Origin of the sequence: Sphingomonas sp. CFBP 8760, from assembly GCF_014841615.1 — a bacterium.
Taxonomy (GTDB): domain Bacteria; phylum Pseudomonadota; class Alphaproteobacteria; order Sphingomonadales; family Sphingomonadaceae; genus Sphingomonas.
Window position 1 is genome coordinate 297,290 of record NZ_JACYUG010000002.1, and the last position, 17,747, is coordinate 315,036.

Annotated in this window: 15 protein-coding genes and 1 tRNA gene; 7 read left to right on the top strand and 9 right to left on the bottom strand. The window is 67.5% G+C overall.

Translation table 11 applies throughout. The features are described 5' to 3' along the window. Window positions 1-53: 53 nt before the first annotated feature. On the bottom strand, window positions 54-2,012 hold the full coding sequence (locus tag IFT82_RS04285; RefSeq protein ID WP_244646482.1) for a S9 family peptidase: 1,959 nt from the start codon (window positions 2,010-2,012) through the stop codon (window positions 54-56). A 176-nt stretch (window positions 2,013-2,188) separates the two neighbouring features. After that, entirely contained in the window at window positions 2,189-3,805 is a 1,617-nt protein-coding gene (locus IFT82_RS04290; RefSeq protein ID WP_192125113.1) for an FAD-dependent oxidoreductase, read from the bottom strand. 154 nt (window positions 3,806-3,959) lie between these two features. Between IFT82_RS04290 and IFT82_RS04295 the strand changes: the two genes are divergently transcribed. Next, entirely contained in the window at window positions 3,960-4,223 is a 264-nt protein-coding gene (locus IFT82_RS04295; protein ID WP_192124837.1) for a hypothetical protein, read from the top strand. A 40-nt stretch (window positions 4,224-4,263) separates the two neighbouring features. On the opposite strand, the gene IFT82_RS04300 is transcribed toward IFT82_RS04295, so the two are convergent. Genes IFT82_RS04300 through IFT82_RS04315 form a run of 4 tightly spaced genes read right to left on the bottom strand, consistent with a single transcriptional unit; the run spans window position 4,264 to window position 11,261 of the window. Next, a complete protein-coding gene (locus IFT82_RS04300) occupies window positions 4,264-5,832 on the bottom strand; it encodes a family 43 glycosylhydrolase (RefSeq protein WP_192124839.1) in 1,569 nt (522 codons plus the stop codon). Between the two features lie 53 nt (window positions 5,833-5,885). Then, entirely contained in the window at window positions 5,886-7,100 is a 1,215-nt protein-coding gene (locus IFT82_RS04305; RefSeq protein WP_244646484.1) for an alkaline phosphatase, read from the bottom strand. Window positions 7,101-7,155: 55 nt separating this feature from the next. Continuing rightward, entirely contained in the window at window positions 7,156-8,193 is a 1,038-nt protein-coding gene (locus tag IFT82_RS04310; protein ID WP_192124841.1) for a phytase, read from the bottom strand. Next, on the bottom strand, window positions 8,193-11,261 hold the full coding sequence (locus IFT82_RS04315; RefSeq protein ID WP_192124842.1) for a TonB-dependent receptor: 3,069 nt from the start codon (window positions 11,259-11,261) through the stop codon (window positions 8,193-8,195). Before IFT82_RS04315 ends, IFT82_RS04310 begins: the two co-directional genes overlap by 1 nt. Before the next feature lie 534 nt (window positions 11,262-11,795). Between IFT82_RS04315 and IFT82_RS04320 the strand changes: the two genes are divergently transcribed. The 6 genes from IFT82_RS04320 (at window position 11,796) to IFT82_RS04345 (ending at window position 15,579) form a co-directional block, all read left to right on the top strand. Beyond that, complete coding sequence (locus tag IFT82_RS04320; RefSeq protein ID WP_192124844.1) at window positions 11,796-12,944, top strand: zinc-dependent alcohol dehydrogenase; 1,149 nt, start codon at window positions 11,796-11,798, stop codon at window positions 12,942-12,944. A gap of 13 nt (window positions 12,945-12,957) precedes the next feature. After that, on the top strand, window positions 12,958-13,539 hold the full coding sequence (locus IFT82_RS04325; RefSeq protein WP_199860319.1) for a hypothetical protein: 582 nt from the start codon (window positions 12,958-12,960) through the stop codon (window positions 13,537-13,539). Then, complete coding sequence (locus IFT82_RS04330) at window positions 13,539-13,757, top strand: hypothetical protein (RefSeq protein ID WP_192124846.1); 219 nt, start codon at window positions 13,539-13,541, stop codon at window positions 13,755-13,757. Before IFT82_RS04325 ends, IFT82_RS04330 begins: the two co-directional genes overlap by 1 nt. Then, complete coding sequence (locus IFT82_RS04335; protein ID WP_192124848.1) at window positions 13,754-14,251, top strand: DUF2243 domain-containing protein; 498 nt, start codon at window positions 13,754-13,756, stop codon at window positions 14,249-14,251. The genes IFT82_RS04330 and IFT82_RS04335 overlap by 4 nt, the downstream gene beginning before the upstream one ends. A gap of 10 nt (window positions 14,252-14,261) precedes the next feature. Next, window positions 14,262-15,116, top strand: a complete 855-nt coding sequence (locus IFT82_RS04340; RefSeq protein ID WP_192124850.1) for an MBL fold metallo-hydrolase — start codon at window positions 14,262-14,264, stop codon at window positions 15,114-15,116. Window positions 15,117-15,189: 73 nt separating this feature from the next. After that, complete coding sequence (locus IFT82_RS04345; protein ID WP_192124852.1) at window positions 15,190-15,579, top strand: hypothetical protein; 390 nt, start codon at window positions 15,190-15,192, stop codon at window positions 15,577-15,579. 342 nt (window positions 15,580-15,921) lie between these two features. On the opposite strand, the gene IFT82_RS04350 is transcribed toward IFT82_RS04345, so the two are convergent. The 3 genes from IFT82_RS04350 to IFT82_RS04360 form a co-directional block, all read right to left on the bottom strand. Continuing rightward, a tRNA-Glu gene (locus IFT82_RS04350) sits at window positions 15,922-15,996 on the bottom strand. Window positions 15,997-16,066: 70 nt separating this feature from the next. Continuing rightward, a complete protein-coding gene (locus IFT82_RS04355) occupies window positions 16,067-17,440 on the bottom strand; it encodes a class II 3-deoxy-7-phosphoheptulonate synthase (RefSeq protein WP_192124854.1) in 1,374 nt (457 codons plus the stop codon). Between the two features lie 101 nt (window positions 17,441-17,541). After that, the gene (locus tag IFT82_RS04360; RefSeq protein WP_192124856.1) at window positions 17,542-17,745 is read right to left on the bottom strand and encodes a hypothetical protein; all 204 of its coding nucleotides are present in this window, start codon (window positions 17,743-17,745) and stop codon (window positions 17,542-17,544) included. Window positions 17,746-17,747: the final 2 nt, after the last annotated feature.

A 17,747-nucleotide genomic window follows, 5' to 3' on the forward strand; every position in this document is an offset into this window, starting at 1 on the left:
CAATCATCCCGGCCGGCAACGACAAGCATCCCGCGGACGTCCCGACGACCATCTCAGTTTGCGGCCCCGGACGTGGCGGCGACGGCATCCTCGACGCCACCCGCCTTGATCTGCGCGGTCGAGGCGGTCAGCGCCCCGCCGACCGGCTCGGCCCGGCCGCCCAGGCATCGGGCCAGGAAGTTCTCGGTCACCGCGTTGAACGCGATGTTGTTGGCGGGCCGGGCGAAGCCGTGGCCCTCGTCGGGGAAGACGACATAGGTCACGGGAATGTTCTTCGCCTTCATCGCGGCGACGATCTGGTCGCTTTCGGCGACGTTCACGCGCGGGTCGTTGGCACCCTGGCCGATCAGCAACGGCTTCTTGATGGCGTCCGCATAGGTAAGCGGGCTGCGTTCCTTCAGCAGCGCCTGACCCTCCGGCGTGCCCGGATCGCCCATGCGGCGATACATCTGCTGCTTGCCCGCCTCCCAATAGGGGGGGATCGTCTTTAGCAGGGTGAACAGGTTCGACGGGCCGACGATATCGACGCCGCAGGCAAAGGCATCCGGCGTCATGGTCAGCCCGGCAAGCGTCGCATAGCCGCCATAGCTGCCGCCCATGATCGCCACCTTGTCCTTGGCCGTCACGCCGCGCTTCACGGCCCAGTCCACCGCATCCAGCAGGTCGTCGTGCATCTTGCGGCCCCATTGCCGGTCGCCGGCCTGCACGAACTTCTTCCCGAACCCGGTCGAGCTGCGATAATTGACCGACAGCACCGCGTAGCCGCGGTTGGCGAGCCACTGGTGATAGCCGTTGAAGCCATAACCGTCCCGCGCCCATGGGCCGCCATGGACCAGCAGCACCATCGGCACGGGGCCGGTCGCGCCCTTGGGCCGGGTCAGGTAGCTGACCATCGACAGGCCGTCGCGGGTCGGGATGTCGATCGATTCCATCGCCACCAGCGGTGCGCCGACCAGTTCCGGCCGGGGCGTGTAGAGCTCGGTCAGCGCCTTCGCCCGGCGGTCGTAGAGCCAAGTGGATGAGGGGGCGGTGACCGGATCAAACGTCACCAGCCATTTGTCGTCGGCCGTCGTCCGGGTGCCGATGAAGAATTCGCCCTTGCTCCGGCTTTTCAGGAAGGCGAGATCGGCCTTCACCGCATCGTCGATGGGCACATATTCGTTGCGGTGGAAATTGACCGCATAGGCTTCCACCTTGCCGGTCCTGGGATTGATGAGGCCCCCGCCGACATCGGCGCGGTCGTCGGCCCCGATGGTGGTGAACTTGCCCGTCGCCATGTCCTGCGCGAGCAGCGCACCCGTGTCGCGACCGCGCGCATCGCTCCAGTACAGCGTCTTGCCATCGGTGGTGAAGCCCAGCGGCGACGTGGTGGAGGCGTCCTCGTAATCCACGGAGGTGAAGGGCTTGGCCTCCACCTTGTTGTTGACGATGCGATAATAATCGACGCCGCTGTCGGGGCGGGACTTCACGGCGATGCGCAGTTTCAGCTGATCGTCGGTGACGAAGCCGGCATAACCATCGTTCTGGAACACCGGCGCCAGCGTGCCGGTGGTCAGGTTCAGTTCCTGCACGTCATGCCAGCGCGGATCGCGGTTGTTGACGCCGACGAGGATACGGTCCCTGATCGTCTCGGATGTGCCGACGATCTGGACGCGGGTCTTCTCGAACGGGGTCAACGCCTTCTGCTGCCCGCCGACCAGGTCGACGCCATAAAGCAGGAAATTCTCGTCGCCGCCCTTGTCGTTGACGAACAGGACCTGCTTGGAATCGGGCGACCAGAAATAGGAGCGGATGGGCCGCGTCTTCTCCGCGGTCAGCGGGCGGGCCTGATCGGGATGATCGATCGGGGCGACCCAGACGTTGAGCACGCCGTCGCGCGGCGCGATGAAACCCAGCCATTTGCCGTCGGGTGACAGCTGGCCCCCGGTACGGGTCGGATTGCCGAACAGCTTCGCCCGCTCGATCAGCGGCACACCCGATACCGCCGTCTGTGCGCTCACGCTCGTCGTCATCAATGCTGCTCCTGCGGCGGCCACCAACCAGATCGTCCTGCGCATATTCGTCTCCCCCCGACACAGTGTATTAGGAGAACAGCACACAATCGACAGCGCGGCAAGCCACCTTTGACGGCTTGCTCCGGTTGGTCCGGCCACGCGAGTACATGCGACGACCGGTGGCCACCCGGCCGCTAACGCCCGCCGTATACATGCTCCCACACCTTGGAGATCACCACCGATCCTTCACCCACCGAGGATGCCACTCGTTTGGTCGATCCCGCCCGCACGTCGCCCACCGCATAGATGCCGGCGCGCGAGGTGGCGTAGGGCGAGGCCGCGCCCGCCGCCTCGCCGGTGAGCACGAAGCCCTTGTCGTCCAGCCTGACCAGATCGGCCAGCCAGGCGGTGTTCGGGGCGGCGCCGACCATCACGAACATGGCGCAGGTGTCGATCGTCCGGTCGCCGTCGCCATTGCGGATCGTCACCCCGGTCAGCGCGTCGGCCCCGTGCAGTTCGGCGACATGGGTGCCATATTCGATCGTGATCGCCGGATCGGCCTCCAGCCGGCTGGACAGATAGTGCGACATCGACGTCGCCAGCGTCTCCCCGCGGACGAGCAGCCGTACATGGCGCGCCACGCGGCTGAGGAACATCGCGGCCTGACCCGCCGAATTGCCCCCGCCGATCACCACGACCTCGCCGTCGCGGCAGAAGCGCGCCTCGTTCTCCGTCGCGGCGTAATAGATACCCGCGCCTTCCAGATCGGCGAGCCGCGCCAGGGGCAGGCGACGATACTGGACCCCGGTCGCGACCACCACCGCGGCGGCGCGCAGGCGCTGCCCGTTGGCGAACGTCGCACAGAATCCTCCCTCGGCGAGTTCTTCCAGCGCGGCGACGCGGCGGGGCATCACGAAACGCGTCCCGAACTTCATCGCCTGGATTTCGCCGCGCCAGACCAGATCGGCCCCCGAGATGCCGGTCGGGAAGCCCATGTAATTCTCGATCCGGCTCGACGTGCCCGCCTGTCCGCCGATCGCGATATCGTCCACCACCAGCGCCTTCAGCCCCTCCGCGCCCGCATAGACGCCGGCGGCGACCCCCGCCGGGCCGGCACCGACGATCAGCACGTCGAACGCATCCTCCTCCGGCAGATCCTGGTCGAGGCCGAGCAGGCGCGCGACCTTTTCCGGGGTGGGATCGGTCACGACCAGATCGCGGCCGAACACCACCACGGGGGCCTCGGCCCCCGTGCCGCAACTGGTGGCGACCTTGGCGGCTTCGGGACTGCCGACCGGATATGATCGGTACGGCACCCGGTTGCGCGCGGCGAATTCCGCCACCCGCCGGATCGCGCGATCGACCTCCTCACCCACCAGCACCAGCAGGCCGTCGCCGGTATCCAGCTGCCGCCGTCGTCGCGCGGCGAGGACGGTGATGATGATATCCGACATCTCGGGTATCGCGGCCATCAGCCGCAGCATCTCGTGCCGGGGAACCTCGGTCACGACGGTGTCGGCGGCGGCGCGCATCGGCATCGACCAGGTGCCGCCGGACAGCAACGCGATCTCCGCCATGTACTGGCCGGGACCCAGCGTCGACGGCACCATCCGCTGCCCCGTGAACGGGTTGACGACCTCGATCTCGCCCTGCTCGACATAGACGAAACGGTCGGCCGGCGTACCGATCTCCGCCAGCATCGTGCCCCGGGCATGGTGTGTCCGCGTTCCGGCGGCGCGGATCGCCGCGACATGCTCGGGTGCCAGGGGGATACGCTGCATTTCGCGCAGGTCGCGCCCGATCGTCTCCATCACCATCTCCCGTTCGGGGGTCTGGCTACCGTGCCGATCCATCGCGGGCAACCGGCCCGCGCCGTTGGCGCTATCCGTCCGACGGCGGCGGCACGGCCAGCCGGTTGCCGGGAAATCATGGTGTCGAACGGGTCCTTGGCGCTATCGAGGCGCGATGGCGAAGAAGAAGCGCTACCTGACCGCGACCATGCCCGATGGCTATGTGAAGACGATCGGCCCCACCGCCGCGCCGTTCACGCATTTCTGGCGCATCGTCGCGATCACCGCGAATGGAAAGACGGAGGTCTTCTGGGGCCATGCCCCCTCGCTCAGGGATGCCGCCGGCAAGCGGGCCGCGGCGACCGAGGCCGCACGGCAACGCGGCTGGGCCAGCTATGATTTCGAGATCGTCGAGCTTGTCGAGAGCCGGGACGGATGATCGGGCATGGCCGCCGCCGCTCCGGCAACCTCGCCCATCCTCACCCGCACGCCGGGATGACGGTCGCCGATCCGGGTTTCGGCAGCGTGGCATGCGGGGTCAGCGCTTCCCATTCCTGCACGGCGACCGCCGCCCGGCGCGCTCCGCTACCCGATGCGTCGAACACCGCGCGCAGGCAGCGTGTCCTGATCACCGGAAAGCGCACCGCCTGCCAGACATCGGATGCGGTGGCATAGGGGCCTGCACCGGGCACTGGCTTCCACCCGCCGTCCCAATATTCCAGATGCCATGCCGCGGGCGGTGCCACGCCCTCGTCCGCGCCGGCCGGATGATCCGCCCACAACAGGATGCGGCTGCCGTCGAGCGTGACCGGCTGTGCCCAACGATATTCGATCCACTGCTGCGGCGGGTTCGCGGGCGACCAGCTCGCCCACAGGTCCGGTGGCAGCGGCGCCTGCCTGACGATCCCGTCGTTCAGAGCCTTGATCCAGTACCGCACCGGCACCGGCTCGTTGGCGGCATGTGGCTGCGCGGCGGCGGCGATGTTGCGGGTCGGGGCCGGCGGCGGTCCGGGGCGGCGCGTCGGCACGACCGGCCGGATCGCCGCGGGCGAGACGCTGTCGTCCCATTCCAGCCGGTCGATCGCAATGCTGCGGCGGAAATGGCCGCCGCCGACCGCATCGGCGGTGTGATAGGCCAGATACCACTGTCCCCTGAATGCGACCGCGCCGGGATGGCTGGTGGTCGAACTCACCGGCTTCAGCACGGTACCGCGCCACGTCCATGGGCCAAGCGGCGACGGCGCCGTGCCGTATGCGATGCAGGCGTGATAAAGCGTCGGCGTGCAGCCGGAATCCGCCCCGGCATTGTTGCCGGCATACAGCATGTAATAGGTGCCGTGCCGCTTCATCAGCCAGGGCGCCTCGAAGAAACCGGTCAGCGACCTGACCGCGACCGCCGCCCCCGTCGTGGTCACCATGTCGCGGGCAAGCTCGATCCCCCGCAACCGCCCGAACGTTCCCCAGTACAGGTAGATGCGCCCGTCGTCGTCGATCAGCACGGTGGGATCGATGTTCTGGATATCGTTCGCGACGGGCGTCGTCTGCGAGATGATCGGGCCGGCGGGATGGGCATCGCGCCACGGACCGGTGATCCGGTCCGCCACCGCGACCCCGATCGCGAACTTGTCCTCCGCGTCGCTCCGCCGCTGAAGCACGGGCGCGTAGAGGTAGAAGCGACCGTCCGGTCCCTTCACGATCTGCCCGGCATAGGCACGGCCGGGTTCGGCCCAGGCGAATACCGCCTCGGGCCGCGCGATCGCGGGATGATGCGTCCAGTGGCCCGAGGCCGGGTCCCTGGTCGACAGCAACTGCCACTCGTTCATGATGAAGTCGTTGGTGCCGGCCGGCGCCTCGTCGCGCCCCGCCAGTATCCACAAGGTGTCGCCATCGACGATCGGTGCCGGATCGGTCGAGTAATAGCGTCCGTCCGCCAGGATCGGGTTGCCCGGCGCGGTGACGGGAACCCCGGTCTGCGCGACGGACGGACCCGCCAGCGACCATGCCGCGACGATGATGGCGGTCCGCGCCGCCCCGGCGCCCCCGGGCATGACCCGCCGGCGCCCGGTCGATCGCCCGGTCGATCGCCCGGTCAATCGCGCAGTCAATCCCGGGGCCATCCGGTCGCGGTCATCAGCATGTCGAAGATATGGGTGTTGGGAAAGAAGCCATGCACCTGCGCCGCGCCGGGGCCGGTGGCGGCGGCGATCACGTCGTCACCGGTATGGCCGTCCTCGACGCCGATCACCGGGTTGTTCACGATCGTGGCGCCCGGCGCAGCGGCGGCGGCGGCGAACTGGGTGGCCAGTGGCGTCCCCCGGCTGCCGCCGCCCATCCGCAGCCCGAAACTGTGGTCGGCGGTGAACAGGATCAGCGTGTCCTTGCCCGCCACCGCGGCGACGCGCCGGATCATGTCGTCCATTTCCACGACATGGCGCAGCCCGGCTTGCGGATCGTCGGTGTGCATGTCCCATTCGACCATCAGTACATAGCCCCTGGGGTTGCGCGCCAGCTGGCCGATCGTCGCCTCCACGGCGGGAAGCGGCGCGAAATCGGTGTCGCGCAGTACGGCGGCCCGCGCCGCCTGACGGACGAGGGCGGGATCGTCGCCATAGCGGTAGCCGGCGGCGGCGAACGCCCGTTCCGGCGTCGTCCCGCCCTTGGCGAACGAGGCGTCGGCATCCTTGCGACCCTTGCCGATCAGGATATCGACGCCCTTGCCGAAGCGCGGGGCGAGCATCTGCGCGAAGATCGCATCCTTGTCCTTGCGGGAGGGGACATGAGCGAAGCACGCGGCGGGCGTCGCATCCCAGATCGGCATGTTGGTGACGACGCCGGTCGACAGCCCGTGCTGCCCGGCATATTCGATGAAGCTCTTGACGGGGACGGGCGCACCGCCGGCAGTGCCGGGGATCATCGATACGACGCCGTTGTCGGTCTTGTGCCCGGCGATGATCGCGGTCATCCCCGCCGCGGAATCGGTGACCCAGCGGTTGCGCGACGAGGTGTCCGACAGGCCGACATGCGGCATCGACTGGATGAACAGCGATTGCGGCCGGTCATGCGCCAGGATGGCCGCCGCGCCCAGTGTCGGCAGGCCCCCGGCATCGCCCAGGAAGATGATGACGTTGCGCGGCCGCGACCCGGCATTGGCCGTCACGGGGGCCGTGACCGAAGCCGTCCGCGCGGCATGTCGCGCCGATGTCCCGCGTGCCGTCGCCATGCCGCTGCCGCCCGCCAGCACGCTTGCCGCGATCAGGCAGGTCGCCCATCCCGGCGAGGCGCGTCGACCGGGCCGGCGGGTCCGCATTGTCGTCATCGGTCATACCCCATCGTTCGACGGTCCCCGCGGGCATGAACGCCGCCGGTCGCCGTCATCGCAGTCGTAGCGCGCGTCTGATCGCCGCCCAACCGACATATTTGAAATTCTGCGTGGCGGGGGCGTTGTCGCCGTCCTGCGCGACGAACAGCCCGCCCGGATAGGCAGGGCCGAAATCGCCTAGCACGAGGTCGATCCCGTCGGTGTCGCTGGTCGCATCGATCGCGCCGCCGCCGATGCGGAAGCGCCCGGCATAGCTGACGGCGGGCAGGCGATAGAGCGTATAGGCGTTGTCCCCCTGGCTCGACACGACCAGATAGCCGCCCGTCCGCCCCGAAGGAGCGAGCGCCAGACCCTCGGCATCCGCGACCAGCGTAGCGCCGTCGACCCGCGCGATCGCCGTGGCGGTCGTGGCGGCGGCGGGGTCCGCGGCGAACCGCCACAGGCCGACATCCTCCTCCGCGACATAGAGCTGCCCGGTGCGGTCGTCGACGACGCAGCCTTCGGACTGGGTGCGAAGCTTCATCGACCGGACGGTGCGTACCTGCGGTGTCGTCCCCGTCCGGTCGATCGCGATCTGATCGATCCGCCCGTCCTTCATCACCACGAACCCGAACAGCGCGCCATCGCGCGCGCGCGTCCACAGGCACAGGCCATAGGCTTCGCCCGCGCCGACCGGGAACCGGCCCAGCGGCCGCAGCCGGGCCGTCACGGGGTCGAGATCGAACAGCGAGACATGCGCCCGGTCGACATCCGCGCGATCGCTGGCGACCACGGTGATGCGACCGCCGCTGTCGCGCAGGTCGACATTGTTCAGTCGCGGCGCGGGCGTATAGCTCAGGCGCCTGCCCGCCAGATCATAGACATGGACCCCCGCCTGCTTGTCGGTGGCGACGACCAGACTTTTGGCAGGCGCGCGCCGGTTGCGCCAGATCGCGGGGTCGTCGGCGGCGTCGTCGGCGCTGGCGACCGGCTCGGTCTCCGCCGTCGCGGCCACGGTGGGTACGGATCTGGCGGCGGGGGCGGGGGGTGTCCCCACCAGCGCTGGCGTACAGCCGGGCAGCAGCAGCGCGATGGCAGCAAGCGTCCGCATCAGAAGCTGACCCGCACACCGGCGGTATAGCGGCGGCCGAACGTCTCATGCTCGATCGTGTACCGGCTGGTGTCGACATAGCGGCGGCCCGGGCCGTTCAGCAGGTTGGCGAAATCGCCATAGATTTCGATCGCCGGCGTGATCGCGAACCGCACGCTGGCGTCGAGTTCCGAATCCTGCGCCCAATAGGCGTCACCGCCGTCGATGCCGCGGGTCACCCCGTTGACGGTCCCGAACGCCCCGATCGAGTCGATCCATGGCGACCGGTTCTGATAGGAGACGCGAGCCGAGAAGCCGTATTTCTCGTAATAACCGATCAGGTTGTACACCGCGTCCGACGCGCCCGGCAGGCGGATCTTGCGGCCGTCGGGCGTTTCCGACCGGCTCTTGTTCAGCGTCGCGTTCAACTGCACGCCGAAACCGCCCATCCACTCGGGCAGCCCCAGATCGCCCACGAACGGCTCCAGCTGCTGCTGGATCGCGGCTTCCAGACCCAGCAGATATCCGTCGCCGCCATTGGCGATCGTCGAATAGATATACTGCGACCGGTCGACGCCGCCGAAATTGGCGGTGTTGCTGCCGAACGTGCCCGCCGTGTCGAACAGCACGTCCTTCACGTCCTTGTAGAAGGCACCGACCGATATGAAGCCGCGCGGCATGGTGTAATATTCGACGTACAGGTCGACCCCGCGCGCCTTTTCCGGCTTCGCATCGGGATTGCCGCCGCTGATCGTCTGGTTGGCGTCGTTATAGGACAGGTTGGGGCGAAGCTGGTCGTAATCGGGCCGGGCCGCCCCGGTGTTGAACGACAGGCGCGTTTTCATCCGGTCGTTGACCTCCCAGTTGAAGTGGAGGCTGGGATAGACCAGCGTCTGGTCGTTCTTTACCCGCACCGGCGTGGCGATGCCGGTCGCAGCATTGATCGCGAACGCACCGCTATCGTTGCGGATATGCTCGACGCGGGCGCCGCCGACGATGCTGCCCCAGTCCATCGTCGCGGTCGCCATGGCATAGCCGGAATAGACCCGCTCCGTCACGTCATAGGCATTGGCCTGCACCAGCGACGGTCGCGCCACCGTCTTTGCCCGGTCGGCCAGCGCCAGAATCTTGTCACGTCCGAAATACTGGAAGGTATAGCCGAGCGGGATTTCTCCCTGAAAGCCACCGGGGATCGCGATCTCGCCGAACCCGGTGGGGATGCCGGCGGCGGCGAACAGGGCCGTGCTGCTGAGGTCCAGCAGATACTCGTTCGACGTCTTGGTGCGGTCGTCATAGCGCAGGCCCGCCGCGAAGGTGACCGGCAGCGTGCCCAGAACGGTTTCGCGCGAAACGTCGAGCTTGGCGGTATAGGCCTCGGTGATGTCCTTGGCGTCCAGCACGCGCAGCCTGGCCAGCGTGCGCGGGAAATCCTCGATCGCGGTGACCGGTGCGCCGCGGGCCAGCGTGCCGTCGGCGTTGCGGATCGTGCGGTACAGCTGGACCCTGGCCAGCTGGGGGTCGGTGAAATCATAGCCTACGGTCAGGCGGTTGGCGGCGTTCGCCCCGTTGGTGCCGAACGACGGGCTGTCGTAGTTCAGCTGGGCCGGCGCGCCGCGATCGTCGATCGATCGGGTGTAATTGCCCCGCCATGCGACCTTCCATCCGCCGAATGCGTGATCGCCGCCGATCGTGTTGGTGAACACCGACTGCTTGTAGGCACGGACGAGGAAGTTGGAATTCAGGTCGACCCCGTACACCGTACCTGCCAGCGGGGTATTGCCCGCGCAGACATCGGCATAGCCGGTGGTGTTCGCGGCGGGGACGGGGTTGCCGGCGCAGGCGGCAGTGCCGGTTGGGGTGCGCGACTGCTGGTCGTCGAGATCGAAGATGTAGTTGCTGCGCTGCTCGTCGTCCTGGAACGCCGAATAGATCGTCTCGAAGAACAGCTTCGAATCGCCGTCGTTCGGCCGCCAGTCGAGCCGGGTCGATAGCGAATAGTTCTTGCGGGTCAGGCGATACAGCTTGTTCTCGGTTTCGCGGCCCCAGATGCGGTCGAGGAAGCCGGGGCGGCGATCTTCGCCCACCGCCTCGAAATCGGTCTCGAAATTGTCGGTGACCATGGCGCGGCGATACAGGCTGCCCGACGAGACGATGCCGAATTCGCCGATGCCGGTGTCGATCCGGTCGGATACGACCAGCGATCCCTCATATTCGGTCTTTCCCCCCAGTTCGACATGGCCCGCGCCGGCCTTCGCCTGCACCTTGAATCCGGGATAATCGAAGGCGGAGCGGGTGATGATGTCGACATTGCCCGCGATCGTCTCGCCGGTCATGTCCGGGGTCACCGCCTTGCGGACGATGATCTGCGACGCGATCGCGGAGGGGATCGAATCGAACCGGGCGTCGCGCCCTTCGGGGCTGACGACGTTGATCCCGTCGATCGACAGCGTGGTCCAGTTGATCGGTGCGCCGCGCAGGTTGATGTAGCGGGCCTGGCCCTGATCGCGCTGCACCGCGACGCCGGGCAGGCGGCTGACCGCCTGCGCGATGTTCTGGTCGGGCAGGCGGCCGACCGCGTCGGACGCGACGACGGAGACCAGCGACGGGCTGGTCCGCTGGATCTGCAGCGCAGCGGCCTCCGATTCGGCGATCGGGCGGCTGCCCTTCACGATGATGTCGTCGCTGTCCGCACCGCCGGTGGCGGCGGTCGCCGCATCGATCTGCACGTCCAGCGTCACCGGGCGGTCGGCGATCGTGACGGTACGGCGCTGGTCGGGGAAACCGACATAGCGGATCACGATCTCGTGCGTACCGGCGGGCAGGTCGTTGATCGTGAACCGGCCGGAACGGTCCGCCACCGTCGCGCGATCGAGGGCGGGGATCGCGACGGATGCCCCGTCCAGATATTCGCCATTGGCCTGCGTCACGGTGCCGGTAACGCTGCCCGGCGCGGCGATCGGTGCGCGACTGACGGCGACCGGGGTTTCCGCGGCGACGGAACCGGTCATCATCGCGGCATAACCCCCGCTGGCGAGCAACGCCTGCACGAACGAACGGCCGCCGATGCGGCGCGGATGAATCTTGAACATGATGAGGTCCCCCTTGGGAACGGCAGCCTTTTCCGGCTCTGTCCGTCGAGGGGGCGGGTAGGGGGAGGGCGTGTCGGCGGAATGACGGATCGATGACGATACGCTTACAGTCGGTGCCGTCGTCGTTCTTCGCGTGCCGGCCGGGCCGTGGCCGGAAACGGGGATCGTCTCGCCGCGTCGGCATCACGCCTGCCTGGTCACGCGAACAGGCAGGCGCCCGTGCCCGGCGCGCTATTGATACCCGCCATTCTCCTCGCGCTCTTCGGCCGCGTCCTCCTGCACCTTCTCCATCTCCTCGGCTTCGTCGGAATGGGTCGCGCCATCAGTGTTCGGATCGTCGATCATGTTCGTCTCCTCGCCGGTTGAACGCGGGGTCCGGCTGTCCGGGCGCAGCGACGTGAACCAGATTCGCGCTAACCTAGGATAAGGGCAGGAACCCTGACCCGATTGGGCGCTTGGTAAAGGCATGCAATGGCTTGCCGGCTGGCCCCGTCCCGGGCTGTCGCCGCGTGCCGGATCAGGGAGCAGTCTGCCATGCTGGCAATGAACTATCGCGGGCCGTATCGCGTGCGTGTCGACGAAAAGCCGATGCCGGTGATCCTGCATCCGGAGGACGCGATCGTCCGGGTGACGCGGTCCTGCATCTGCGGGTCCGACCTGCACCTCTACCACGGCATGGTGCCCGACACCCGGATCGGCAGCACGTTCGGTCACGAATTCTGTGGGATCGTCGAACAGGTCGGGCCGGCGGTGCGCGACCTGAAGCCCGGCGATCATGTGCTGGTCCCGTTCAACATCGCCTGCGGGAAATGCCATTTCTGCCAGCAGGGCCTGTTCGGCAACTGTCACGAATCCAATGCCCAGGCGACGGCGGTCGGCGGCATCTTCGGATACTCGCATACCGCCGGCGGCTATGACGGCGGGCAGGCGCAATATGTCCGCGTGCCTTACGCCGATGTGGGGCCGATGGTGATCCCCGACTGGATGGACCCGGACGATGCGGTGTTGCTGACCGATGTCGTCCCCACCGGTTATCAGGCGGCCGAGATGGGCGGCATCCAGCGCGGTGACACGGTGGTGGTGTTCGGCGCCGGCCCGGTCGGGCTGATGGCGGCCCGTTCGGCCTGGCTGTTCGGGGCGGGGCGGGTGATCGTGATCGACCATCTCGACTATCGCCTGGAATTCGCCCGCACGTTCGGCCCGGCCGAGGTCTACAACTTCGGCGAGATCGACGACATGGCGGTGTTCCTCAAGAAACAGACCGACGGTCTCGGTGCGGATGTGTGCATCGATGCGGTCGGTGGCGATGCGGCGGGCAGCGCGCTGCACACCCTGTTCGGGGCCAAGCTGAAGCTGGAGGCGGGCAGCGCCATCGCGCTCCACTGGGCGATCAATTCGGTGAAGAAGGGCGGCGTCGTCTCGATCGTCGGTGTCTATGGGCCGACCGGCAACATGGTGCCGATGGGCAATGTCGTGAACAAGGGGATCACGATCCGCGCCAACCAGGCATCGGTCCGCCGGCTGCTGCCGCGGCTGATCGAGCATATCCGCGCGGGGCATATCGATCCCAAGGCGATGATCACCCACCGCGTGCCGCTGGCGGATATCGCGGACGCCTATCACCTGTTCTCGGCGAAGCTCGATGGCTGCATCAAGCCCGTGCTGCTGCCCCATGGTGCATGAAGGAGAGACGGGCATGAGCAGGTCAGTGGTCGATACCGCATCGATTCCGGGGTGGGGCAGCGATGCCGATCCTGGGAACGATCCGACCTATCCGATGCGTCGTATCGACGATCAGTCATCGCGCGGCATGGATTGGGATCGACCGGCCCCGCAGACCCCCACGGTCGAGGTCCTGAGCTCGATCGAGCACCGGCGTCTCCCGGCGGTGACCGGTACCGCCACGCCGCCCAGCGGGATCAGCGGCGCCCTTCGCCGTCTCGCCTTCCGGCGGAGCGAATCCGACTGGTGGCACTGGCTGTTGCTGATGGGCGCGGACCGGATCAACGTCGTCGAGGGCGTGGTCGAGGATCTGGGACGTGGCCGGGTTCCCAACATTCCGGCCGAGATGGGCATCCGCGCGGAATGGCGGCATAACCGGAAAGGGCTGGCGACCAAGCTGGGCATCGTCGCGGCCGGCGCGCTGGCCGGGTATCTGCTGGTACGAGGCAGCCGCGATGGCGACCGGTCGGCGGATGCGGCCGGTCACGCTGGCCACGATCGACCGGGTTCGGCCGCGATCGGCGCGGATATCCATCCGGCGATGCGGCCTTCCTGATGCGCGGACGGGCTTCCCTGACCGCGGCGATACTGACGTTCGGCGGGTCGCTGGCGGCGGGACCCGCTCATGCCTGCACGCTCTGCCACAGCCGGATCGCCGACGACGTGCGCGCCGCCGTGTTCGGACCGGGGTTTTGGAGCGACGCCGTCGCCCTGATCTCGCCGGTGCCGCTGCTGGCGGCCATGGTAATCGTCATGCGCCGATACCTGCCATGACCGGGGCGATCGTCGGCGATGCCGGCCATGCCCCGGCGCGGAGCATCCGGCCGATCGCCACCGCCGGCATGACGATCGGGATCGGCATGGGCGGCTTTTTCGATGGCATCCTGTTCCATCAGATCCTGCAGGTGCACAACATGATGTCGGCGCGCATCCCCACGGATACGCTGCTCGGCGCCAAGGTGAACATGGTGTGGGACGGGCTGTTCCATGCCGTCGTCTGGTTCGTCACGGCGGCGGGGATCGCGCTGTTGTGGCGGGCGACCGCGCGCCCCGATGCGGTGCGGTCGGGCCGCGCGCTGGCGGGATCGATCCTGATCGGCTTCGGCCTGTTCAACCTGGTCGAGGGCACGATCGACCATCACGTCCTCCACCTGCATCACGTCTACGAACGGCTGGGCGTCTCCGCCTGGGATTATGTGTTCCTGGCTTCCGGCCTCGCGCTGATCGCCACCGGCTGGCTGATGATCCGCGCCAGCCGGTCCAACTGAGGTAGCGGCCATGCGTATCCATCATCTGAATTGCGGTACGGACTGTCCATTGGGCGGTGCATTGTTCGACGGGCGCAGCAAGGGGCCGCTGGGGCAGATCGTCTGCCATTGCCTGCTGATCGAAACCGATGCGCATGGGCTGGTACTGGTCGATACCGGCTATGGCCTGCGCGACGTTGCGCATCCGCATCGCCATCCCGAACCGCGGATCACCTGGCCGTGGCGGCTGATGCTCAATATCCGCCTGCACGAACGCGACACCGCGATCCGCCAGATCGAGGCGCTCGGCTATCGCGCCGGTGACGTCCGGCACATCGTCGCGACGCATCTCGATTTCGATCATGCCGGCGGGCTGGAGGATTTTCCCAACGCCGTCGTCCACGTCATGCAGCGCGAATATGACGATGCGACGGGGCCGCGCACCGGCATCGTCGCGCGAAACCGCTGGCGGCCGCGCCAGTTGGACGACATCGCCGGCTGGCGGACCTATGGCGCCCGTGGCGAGCCGTGGTTCGGCTTCGACGCGGTCCGCGATCTCGACGGGTTGCCGCCCGAAATCCTGATGGTGCCGTTGCCGGGTCATACATGGGGTCATGCCGGCGTCGCGATCCGCCGGGACGACGGCCGCTGGCTGCTCCACGCCGGCGACGCCTATTTCTATCGCGGCGAGATGCGGCGCGCCCGGCGGCACTGCACCCCCGGCCTGCGAGCCTATCAGCGGCTGATGGAGGTCGACGCGACCAGCCGTCTGACCAATCAGGCGCGGCTGCGTGCCCTGTCCATCGAGCGCCGGCACGATGTCGCCATCACCTGCACGCACGATCCCGTCGAGTTCGAGCGGTGCCGGGCGGGAATGGCGTTATAGGCGATGGCCGGGGAGGGGACGGACCATGACGTCCGCTCAGCTTCTGTTCAGTGGCCGGGGTACATAACGGGCCATGCTCAAGACAATGTTCCTGGCGGCTGTGGTTCTCGCGACACCTGCCGTGGCGGCTCATCGCGACACCCCCGATGTGCAGTTGCAGAAAGCGCTCGAAGGGCGGGTCGCCGGCAAGCCCGTCAATTGCATCAGCCTGTCGAGCACGAACTCGTCCCGGATCATCGACGGCAAGGCGATCATCTACCGGGTGGGTGGCAGGCTCTATGTCAACGAACCGCGATCCGGTGCCGCATCGCTGCGCGACGACGACATTCTGGTCACCCGCACGTTCAGTTCGCAGTTGTGCAGCGTCGATATGGTGCGGCTGATCGACCGTGGTTCCCGTTTTCCACGCGGCTTCGTGTCGCTCGGCCAGTTCGTCCCCTACACCAAGGTGAAGGTCGGCTGATCGCCGCGCGATCGACGCGGGCAAGCAACACCCCGTTTTTCTGCGGGTATCCGTCCGGCCATTTTTCACAAGCCGAATCTCCGGGTCCCTGCGTCGTGGCAAAACAGAACGGCTGGTCCACGGTGGCGGGGATCGACCTCGATACGGGTATGCGCCACGGGAACCCGGTCGCCGCCGTAGTGCCCGACAATCCATCTATGGGTTACGGTCGAATCTTGGGCAGCTCTACCGCACCGAACTATTCCGACACGGCAAAGGCCATGTCAGCTTGCCGGTAATCAGGAAAATGTCGAGGATGCCCGTCGTAACCGATGCATCGCAAGCCAAAGGCTTGTCTTCACCTGGTGACCCCTACGAGAATCGAACTCGTGTTTTCGCCGTGAGAGGGCGACGTCCTAACCGCTAGACGAAGGGGCCGTATCCGGTGGAGGCGGGCATGTATCCGGGGGCGGGGGCGGCGTCAAGCCGTCCCCGCCGGGAAAACCGGTCAGGCCGCGACCAGCCGGCGTTCTGCCATTTCCGCGTTCAGCATCTCGGCGAGCAGGAACGCCAGTTCCAGGCTCTGCCCGGCGTTCAGGCGCGGGTCGCAATGCGTGTGATAGCGGTCGGCCAGCGACTGTTCGGTCACGTCCACCGCGCCACCGGTGCATTCGGTCACGTTCTGGCCGGTCATCTCGGCATGGATGCCGCCCGCGTGCGTGCCCTCGGCACGGTGGACCGCGAAGAAGCCGCGCACCTCCGCCAGGATGCGGTCGAACGGCCGGGTCTTGTAGCCGGTCGTCGCCTTCACCGTGTTGCCGTGCATCGGATCGCAGCTCCACACCACCGGATGCCCCTCGCGCGTCACGGCGCGCACCAGCCTGGGCAGATGCGCCTCGATCTTGTCGTAGCCATAGCGGGTGATGAGCGTCATCCGGCCTGGCACCCGCCCCGGATTGAGCGTGTCGAGCATCCGCAGCAGCGCGTCCGGCTCCAGGCTGGGGCCGCACTTCACGCCGATCGGGTTGCCGATGCCGCGCAGGAACTCGACGTGCGACGATCCCTCGAACCGGGTGCGATCGCCGATCCACAGGAAATGCGCGGAGGTGTCGTACCAGTCGCCGGTCAGCGAATCCTGCCGGGTCAGCGCCTGTTCGAACGGCAGCAGCAGCGCTTCGTGGCTGGTGTAGAAATGCGTCTGCGCCAGCTGCGGCACCGTTTCCGGGTCGATCCCGCACGCCGCCATGAATTCCAGCGCCTCGCCGATCCGGTCGGCGGTTTCGGCATATTTCTTCGTCCACGGGCTGCGGCCCATGAAGTCGTGCGTCCAGCGATGCACCTGATGCAGGTTGGCATAGCCGCCCTGCGCAAAGGCGCGCAGCAGGTTCAGCGTCGCCGCGCCTTGCGCATAGGCGCGGATCATCCGCTGCGGATCGGGGTGCCGTGCCTCGGGGGTGAAGGCGATGTCGTTGACGTTGTCGCCGCGATACGAGGGCAGCTCGACGCCGTCGATCGTCTCGGTCGGGGTGGAGCGCGGCTTGGCGAACTGGCCCGCCATCCGGCCGACCTTCACCACCGGCAGCTTCGATGCCCAGGTCAGCACCACCGCCATCTGCAGGATGACGCGGAACGTGTCGCGGATGTTGTTCGCGCTATGCTCGGCGAAACTTTCCGCGCAATCGCCGCCCTGCAACAGGAAGCCACGACCCTCGGCGACCTCGGCCAGCTCGCGCGTCAGGCTGCGCGCCTCGCCCGCGAACACCAGCGGGGGATAGGTCGACAGCGTGTCGGTCGCGCTCTTCAGCGCCGCGGCGTCGGGATAGTCGGGCAGCTGGCGTGCCTCGGCGGTGGTCCAGCTATCGGGGGCCCAGTTGGCAGCCATAATGTCCTCGCGTTGTCGCGGGGGCTCATGCGCCACTCCGGCCCTTTCCGCAATTGCCGACCGCTATCGGGCGGGCAACCGCAACTTTCAGGCGGCGGCGATCAACTGTGGACGATGCGGCCGCTGACCATGCCCGTCACGTCCAGCCGCGCACCGGGTTCGACGATGATGTCGCCCTCCACCATGCCGCTCATCCGAAGGTGGCAACCCGCCCGCACGGTGATGCTGCCGTTCACGATGCCGCTGACCTCGGTGTCCGATTCGATCGACAGCGGCTGGTTGAGAATACCGGAAATGCGATGCATGA